Below are 7,535 nucleotides of genomic sequence, written 5' to 3' on the forward strand. Positions count from 1 at the left end.
CGGATTTTATCCAAATGACCCGAGGCCATTCACCATTTTCAGAATCTGGAAGCTTCGCACCCCCTGCTCGCCGCCTTCATATCCATAGCCGCTTTGCTTGACTCCTCCATAAGGGGCATCAGCGGAAACCCCTTTCAGGTAATTCACACTAACAGCGCCCGCAGAAAGACCGCCCACAAGCCTCTGTTGCGTATCGGCCGCGCCAGTAAACAAGTAGGCGGCCAGACCGTACTCCGTGGCGTTGGCTTCATCGATCGCCTCTTCGATCGTATCGAAAGGAGCCACGCTGAGAATTGGTCCGAACGGCTCTTCATGAAGCACTCTCGCTTCCTTCGGTACGCCAGTCAGGATGGTTGGCGGCCAGTAAAACCCCGGTCGGTCAAGGGGGGTGCCACCGGTCTCGATTTGGGCGCCGCCCTCTACCGCATCTTTGGTCAGGCGTTGCATGGCCTCGATTCGCCGCGCGTTTGCCATGGGACCCATCTGCGTTGCAGGGTCATCCGGTGGACCGATCCTGATTTTTCGGACCGCCTCCGTCATCCGGAACAGGAATTCCTCATAGCGGGATCGGGCGACAAGAATCCTGCTGGGCGCATTACAACTCTGGCCCGCGCACTCGAATTTGTATTCCGAAATAGCCGGTATCGCCGTTGCCAGGTCGGCATCTTCGCACACAATAACCGGGGAATGTCCACCGAGCTCAAGGATGCAGCGCTGCAGATTATTCGCGGCCAGTGTGGCCAGCTGTTTCCCAACAGCGGTCGACCCCGTGAACGTCAAGACTTTGACAATTGGCGAACTGAGCAGATGCCGTGATATATGCACAGGAACACCGAACACCAGGTTGACCACGCCTTCCGGTATCCCTGCTTGACGCAAAGATTCCACGATATGGACAGCCACGCTTGGCGTCTCTTCGGCCCCTTTGAGGATCACCGGGCAGCCTGCCGCCAGCGCGGGGGCGAGCTTGCGGGCGATGAGAACGGCTGGATAGTTCCACGGCGTAAAGGCAGCGACGACACCGAGGGCCTCCGGCACGATCATCCTGTTCGGACCCAACGGAATCGGGGTCGACAACTCATCGGCATGCCGGCCATTCCATTCCAGCGTTTCGACTGCGCGCGCGTACTCTCCTGTTGCTTCGGCAATCGTCTTTCCCTGTTCGGACGACAGGTCCCTGGCTGCGGCGCCAGCTTTCTCTGCCAGAATGCTGGCGGCAGAGACGAGTATCTCGCCACGCTCTTTGGCGGGTCGTGAGGACCACGCCTTGCGGCTGCGTTCTGCCGAAGCAAGAGCTTCATCCAAGTCTGAAACCGTAGCCGAGGCCACTGAGGCAAATACCTTCTCCGTCGCCGGGTTGATCACCGGCAAAGTGGCTCGGCTACCACCGGCTCGCCATTTGCCATTAATGAAGAGCTCGTAACTCTTGGCGTCGGACATCGCGGGCTCCACTTGACTGAATTCTTGCATACGAGCGCAGTTTCGATATCGAAACTGCTGAACTCGCTTGAGCCAGTTTCATCGCGATGGTCGCGGCGGGTCAAATATCGAATATTGCCGAAATCCATCTGGAATCCAGATCGGGCTGGTCCTAATGGCCGCAAAAGATCATGCCCAGCTTTAAAGGTTAGTTTGTCAGGTCGCCTCAGGCGCCACCGCTGCCCAGCTCCGGATTTCAATCAATTCTCGAGCGACCTTCGGAATGAGCGTGCGGACTGCGGACACGGCGGCGGAACGCTCATCTTTCGGGTTTACAGCAAGCACAACGGAGCGGGTAATCACCGGATCCACGATCTTGACCGTACGGACCAGACCCTGAGAGGCTTCTTTCTGAACCGCAGACGCGGCGAGAATAGAATGCGCTTTCCCCTCTACGACCATGTTGATGATCGTTGAAAGCGAGTCCACTTCAAACCTGACGTCCAGCGCGCAACCGTGCTGTGCGACGACGTCAGCCACCGAACGCCTGACATTGTTATTGCGCATGGGAACCGCCAGGGGGAATGCATGCAGGTCGGCCAGAGATATCGCATCTTCGAATGGCGGCTCACCCGACGGTACCACCAGACAAAGGTTTTCGCGCGCTATCACCGTCATTCGGCCTACGCTATCCGCAGTGCGGTAGAGTACCGCCAGATTGAAGCGTCCAGCAGCCATCCACTCCTCCAGCGGTCCCGTCATACCCTCGACCATCTTGAGGGAGACCCTGGGCAGTTCGTTTCTCACCGACTCAAGCAGGGGGCCGCTCAGGACGCGGGCAGCTCCAGACGGAATGCCAATCGTCACCTCCCCGGCGGGGGAAGCAGCTGTGTTGGTCAATTCCACCTCGGTAAGTCGAATTTCTTTAAGAATCGCCCGAGCGCGTTCGAGCAGTTTGGCTCCTGACGCCGTCACGCTCACACCGGTCCTGTCGCGTATCAGCAGTTGAGTGCCGAAGGCTTCCTCCAGTTGACGCACATGCAGGCTCAGCGCACTCTGGGCAACATTAAGGAAGCCAGCGGCCTTCGTGAAACTGCCTGCTTCGACCACACCGACGAAGTATCTTAACTGCCTGATTTCCACGAGTACCCATCCGAGAGCGGACTGCAATTAGTTTAATCTATCTCGAAATGCGATGGCGCGACAGCAATAATTGTGCCGAGTTGCATAACTCCTAGCCGTAGGGTCGCTCCAGTTTGGTAACCAACCTCTGAGGCCTCAGACGCCCAACCCGGCGCCCGGATCCGTGGCGATGATATCTCGGGCCCTTTGGATAACCGGTGGATCGACCATCCTTCCGTCCAGGGCGAACGCGCCTATGCCCTGCGCCGTCGCATCTTTCTCCGCCGCGAGGACACGACGGGCCCATTCGAGTTCCTGTGGGCTTGGCGAAAAAGCGTCATTGAATATGGCAACCTGGTTTGGATGGATCGCCAAAGCTCCGGCAAAGCCGAGCCGCCGTGCACGCTCCGCAGCCTCACGAAGTTTGTGAGTGTCAGAGAACGCGCCAATGCTTCCTATGAAGCCCAGCGGGAGCAACCCCGCCGCACGGGCGGCAAAAAGAACAGAAAGGTTTGGCGTCAAGAGAAGATCAAGTTCTGGGGCGCCGCCAACAGCGGCACTAAAGTCTTCAGGGCCAAGGGCCATTGCGACCATCCTGGGATGTGACGAGGCAATGGCCGATAGCTCTTGCAAGGCACCTGGGGTCTCGATTTGGGCAAGAAACCGGATACATCCCAACGGAAGATTTCTTTCTCGTTCGAGTTCCGATACCGCATTCGCGATCTCAGCTACCCACGCTGCCGAATCCACTTTCGGAAGAACAAGTGCATCAACGCCCGCCATCACGGCTGCGTCGAGATCGGCCGCCAAGGCTCGCAAACCGCGATTCACGCGAACTAAAACAGAAGCGCCCCTGCGGCCCACCTTTGCCACGGATGCACCAAGCTGGCGCCGTGACTCACCTTTTTGATCCTGGGGAACGGAGTCCTCTAGGTCGAGTATGATGCCATCTGCCCCGCGCTCATGAGCCGCCTCCACAAAACGCGGAACATGAGAAGGAACGAAGAGCAGAGATCTCCATCGGCGAATGGACATCGGGCTTTCAACGGCCGGAATGGTGCCCTTCATGAAGTCGCCTCTGGTGCCGGTTTTAGCGCGGGCTGTGTCAGTGAGCTGGCTGGGCGGCCGTGGGACTGGAAAGGGTTAGGAGTAGGCATGCACTCTGTGGGTCGCAACCGCGCCCCCTTCCCGACAAGGCGCGCGCTCACGCTGACGCAGCTCGTTCGCGCAAACGTCCCAGAACCTCCTCGCGGACAGCCTCGGTATGAGCTCCAAGAGCCGGAACGGGGCGCAGCAAAGGGCGCTCAGAGTTGAAGATCGCCGCCGGCGCTATCGCCTCGATGGTTCCTTCGGGTGTTCCGACCTGCACCTTGCGAATGTGTGGGTGCTTTGAAACATCCGCGACTTCGTTCAGTCGGCCATATGCCAACCCGGCCGCCTCAAGCTCCTGCATTGCTTCGTGGCATAACAGTTCGGAAAACCGCTGTTCGATGATCTCATCAAGTTGCGCACGGTGACCGAGGCGCTCCATATTATCGGCGAAACCAGGTGTGCGTATAAGCCCCGGCTGCTTCAGGAACTTCTCGCAGAAATTCACCCATTCACGGTCATTCTGAACCGAAAAGATGACCTCTTTGCCGTCGGCACAGCGATAGGCGCCATACGGCGCGAGCGACGGGTGTTTTACGCCCGCGCGAACCGTGTGATAGCCGCCGTATTCGTTTTGAAGAACCGGCACGTTCATCCAGTCGGCGACGGCATCGAACAGTGACACCTGAATGCTGGTCCCGTCGCCGGTGACCTCGCGGTGATACAGCGCCTGAAGAATGGCACTGTGCGCTGTCATGCCTGCCGAGATGTCGCAAACCGACACACCCACACGGGCGGGTCCCTGTTGCGTCCCGGTGATCGCACACAGACCAGTTTCGGCCTGGACGATGAGATCATAAGCCTTCAAGTGGGAATACGGCCCCTGCTCCCCGAAACCAGAGATATCGCAGGTGATCAGCCGCGGAAAACGTCGACGCAGATCCGCAGACCCGAAACCCAATTTTTCGATACTGCCCGGCTTTAGATTTTGGATCAAAACGTCGGCACCGGCAATGAGCGTATCCAGGACGGCACGATCCGCCTCAGATCTCAGGTCCAGACAGACTGACTCCTTACCCCGGTTGAGCCAGACGAAGTAAGCGCTCTGACCCCGCACCAACTTGTCGTAATTTCTGGCAAAATCCCCTTCGGGCCTCTCGATCTTGATCACCCGGGCGCCGGCATCAGCAAGGCGAGACGAAGCGTAAGGCGCAGCAACCGCCTGCTCCACGGCAACGACGGTGATCCCCTCAAGAGACTTCTGCATGCGACACCGTGTTTTCATCCAACGTTTTCGTTTTGAATTCGACGACGGTTCAGCATAGCCAGCAACCGATTTTGTTCGTTCCCAACTATTGAGAATGCCTCGTCGACACCCATTCCAGGCTTCGCAAGCATCATGTCTGCCTGGGTCGCCACCGATATGTGGACAGAAGCTTGGGCAGAGAGATCTGTCTCGGTACAGCTTCCTCCAACGTACGCGCCTACCTTGTTCTCCTTGCACAGGAGCACGGCATGTGCCGTGTCAGCCAATGAACCGACATCGGGCGTCTTGATCTGGACAAGATGCGCGGCCCTCGCTTCGGCAAAGAGCCGAATATCCTCGAGCGTGTTGCACCTCTCGTCCACGACAATCCGAGCGCTGGATCCCCGGTCATCCAGAATCGATACTATCCGGGCGTAGTTATCAATTTGCGCTTGCGTGGAACCAAAATCCGCGGGGCACTCAACGTTAAGCGTGACACCCGGAACGGTATCGGCGACCCCGCAGATAAAGTCGGCGATCCGTTGCGGGTCCAAGCCAATTTCTAGTCCTATCCAGCCGTACACATCGAAATGCAGCACCGGATCGTAACCCTGGCGGCCGATTTGGCGCGTGCGCTTTGCAACCCACTTCACAAGCTCCATGAAGGTCTGGCCGCCCACCCCGAATTTCTGCCGTGAATTGATCAGGCCGTGGGGGAGAACATCCACACCCTTCAGAATCATCTTGTCAACGTTGATTTCGCGAGCATCGCCGCTTTGGCAGTAAATCGGGACCGCGCACGTCGGCAGCGGCAGATCGAATTCATTACATATTACCTCTGCCATCGTACTGTGGTGGAGATGGGCCGCGGCGCGGAGCAGCGCCTGGCTGACGCCATACTCAAGCGCGAGAGGCAGCCGCTTATGTTCAAAGGGCTCGAAAACCTTTGCACAGGCATCAACGAAACGAGACGCATCGACGTCGAGCAGCCGGGGCGCCACAACGCCTGACGTCAAATCCGCGGTTTGAGCGGCTTCAAACAACGGATCGCGCCCGCCCGCACCAGAGTATTGGACGCTCATCATATCGCCCCAGACAACTGTATCGTCGCTGAGGACAAGCCCCACGCTGAGCGAAGATGCCGGAACGCGAATGGAGGTGAACCCCGTCGTCATCGGTCTGCCAACATAGATGAAACCGTCTTGGATTGCTCCGGCGCCGATGGCGGCTTGGTCGTCATAGAAGAACGCGCCATTTCCGGGCGCGAGCAGGACGTCTCTGATCTGCACTTCGCTTCGCTCAATGTATTCTAGAGGGCCACTCGGTGCGCGATTATGCGCCACTTGGCATTGAGTTAGCCAATATAATGTTCTGGACCGTCCCATCGCGTTTTCAGATAGCTGGGGCCAGAGTTTCCGAGATCGCTCGATCGGCCGGCATTCATGGGAGCCAGCTTTTCCGGTGGCGCAAAGAGCTTTGCCAGATCTCGGCGCCATCAGTGCCACTGCTCGTGCAGTGGAAGTCGTCGAGGAGCGGCCTGCGGCGCAGCCGCCTGTGCAGCAACCACCGATACCGCGACGGCGCAAAAAGAGCAGCACGGTGACGATCGAGCTTGGCGGCGCCCGTCGGCTGCAGGTCGAGGGTGACATCGATAGCGAGGCGCTCGGCCGGATGGCTTGCCACTGGCTATACGGATGTGCTCAAGGGCTTCCCCGGCCTTGCATTGATGGTGCAGAAGATCTTGAAGCGCGATCCGCACAGCGGCCACTTGCTCGGGCGTCAGGGAGGGCTGATCAAGGTGATCTGGCATGACGGCCAGTGGGCCTGCCTTTTTACGAAATGGACGTTTTATTTGGCCACGTGGCCGACGGCACCCTGGTGATCACGCCCGCTCAACTGGCGCATGCCGCAAATAACCTGGAGCGCGACTCGGCGGGATGAGCAAAGTCGTTGCACGGAGGAGCGAATATTCGTCATGGCCGATGAGCCGATCAGCTTCCTGATGATCTTGCCAGTGCGCACGCGATAATCCTCGCGGAGCTGGCCGCCCGCGCGAGGCACCCGGCGATCGCAGAGGCGCCATGGGAATGGATGCGGAGCGAGCGGGCAAGACTGTCCCGAAGCCTGTCCGGTTGTTGAGCCGATCGACCACTCTCAAATACGTTGCCGAGATGCTCGAGAGGACTGAGCACCTACGACGGCTATCGCAACCGAATTAAGCGAAACTGTCCTCCTCTTCACCTAAGACGACATCAACAACATTCGGCAAACCTACACGAGCGCAGGCTACCGGTGATGCTCCGCCCAAGCCTGCGGCAGGAAATCCCGATGCCATAGCCATCTCGGCCTTGCCCTATGGGGACTCATATCTGGCTCTGGTGACTCAGCCTAGGGGATGCCGATTCCGAAGGATCGCGTGTGAGCGAGATCGAGAATGCGATTGATCAAGCTCGAGTAGCTATGTCCGGCAGTCATAGCGGCCAAGGCGTAAGTGCCGCACATACTCAGCCCCGGCATCGAGTTGATCTCCAGGACAAAGGGCTGACCGGAGCGGTCGATCCGGAGGTCGACGCGGGCGTAGTCCCGGCACTGGCAGGCACGGAAGGTCGCAACCGCAATGTCCTGCAGCAAAGTTGCAAGGCTGCTCTCGACTTGCGCC

Annotated in this window: 6 protein-coding genes and 1 pseudogene; 1 reads left to right on the plus strand and 6 read right to left on the minus strand. The window is 58.6% G+C overall.

Going from position 1 to position 7,535, the window contains the following annotated elements; translation table 11 throughout:
* Nucleotides 1-6: 6 nt before the first annotated feature.
* The 5 genes from EOA36_RS00515 to EOA36_RS00535 all read right to left on the minus strand — a co-directional run bounded on the left by EOA36_RS00515 (nucleotide 7) and on the right by EOA36_RS00535 (nucleotide 6,165).
* Nucleotides 7-1,440, minus strand: coding sequence for an NAD-dependent succinate-semialdehyde dehydrogenase (locus tag EOA36_RS00515; protein ID WP_126097356.1), 1,434 nt, complete (start codon nucleotides 1,438-1,440; stop codon nucleotides 7-9).
* 195 nt (nucleotides 1,441-1,635) lie between these two features.
* Nucleotides 1,636-2,562: a LysR family transcriptional regulator gene (locus tag EOA36_RS00520; protein ID WP_126097355.1), complete on the minus strand. Its 927-nt coding sequence runs from the start codon at nucleotides 2,560-2,562 to the stop codon at nucleotides 1,636-1,638.
* Nucleotides 2,563-2,697: 135 nt separating this feature from the next.
* Complete coding sequence (locus EOA36_RS00525; RefSeq protein WP_126097354.1) at nucleotides 2,698-3,609, minus strand: CoA ester lyase; 912 nt, start codon at nucleotides 3,607-3,609, stop codon at nucleotides 2,698-2,700.
* A gap of 136 nt (nucleotides 3,610-3,745) precedes the next feature.
* A complete protein-coding gene (locus tag EOA36_RS00530; protein WP_167498460.1) occupies nucleotides 3,746-4,897 on the minus strand; it encodes a CaiB/BaiF CoA-transferase family protein in 1,152 nt (383 codons plus the stop codon).
* A 14-nt stretch (nucleotides 4,898-4,911) separates the two neighbouring features.
* Nucleotides 4,912-6,165: a methylaspartate ammonia-lyase gene (locus EOA36_RS00535; protein ID WP_126097352.1), complete on the minus strand. Its 1,254-nt coding sequence runs from the start codon at nucleotides 6,163-6,165 to the stop codon at nucleotides 4,912-4,914.
* Between the two features lie 353 nt (nucleotides 6,166-6,518).
* On the opposite strand from EOA36_RS00535, the gene tnpB reads away from it, so the two are divergent.
* Nucleotides 6,519-6,758 carry an IS66 family insertion sequence element accessory protein TnpB gene (tnpB, locus tag EOA36_RS00545; protein ID WP_126097350.1) on the plus strand — a complete coding sequence of 80 codons (240 nt, stop codon included), beginning with the start codon at nucleotides 6,519-6,521 and terminating at the stop codon, nucleotides 6,756-6,758.
* Between the two features lie 506 nt (nucleotides 6,759-7,264).
* Here tnpB and EOA36_RS00550 read toward each other — a convergent pair.
* Nucleotides 7,265-7,535: pseudogene (locus EOA36_RS00550) on the minus strand (hypothetical protein); the annotation flags it as partial.

The sequence above is a fragment of the Mesorhizobium sp. M8A.F.Ca.ET.021.01.1.1 genome, assembly GCF_003998025.1.
In the GTDB taxonomy this organism is placed as follows: domain Bacteria; phylum Pseudomonadota; class Alphaproteobacteria; order Rhizobiales; family Rhizobiaceae; genus Mesorhizobium.

Bases quoted from the DNA above. Each gene is read 5' to 3' on its own strand.
- EOA36_RS00525 (WP_126097354.1), bottom strand. From the start codon at position 3,609: ATGAAGGGCACCATTCCGGCCGTTGAAAGCCCGATGTCCATTCGCCGA.
- EOA36_RS00515 (WP_126097356.1), bottom strand. From the start codon at position 1,440: ATGTCCGACGCCAAGAGTTACGAGCTCTTCATTAATGGCAAATGGCGA.
- EOA36_RS00530 (WP_167498460.1), bottom strand. From the start codon at position 4,897: ATGCAGAAGTCTCTTGAGGGGATCACCGTCGTTGCCGTGGAGCAGGCG.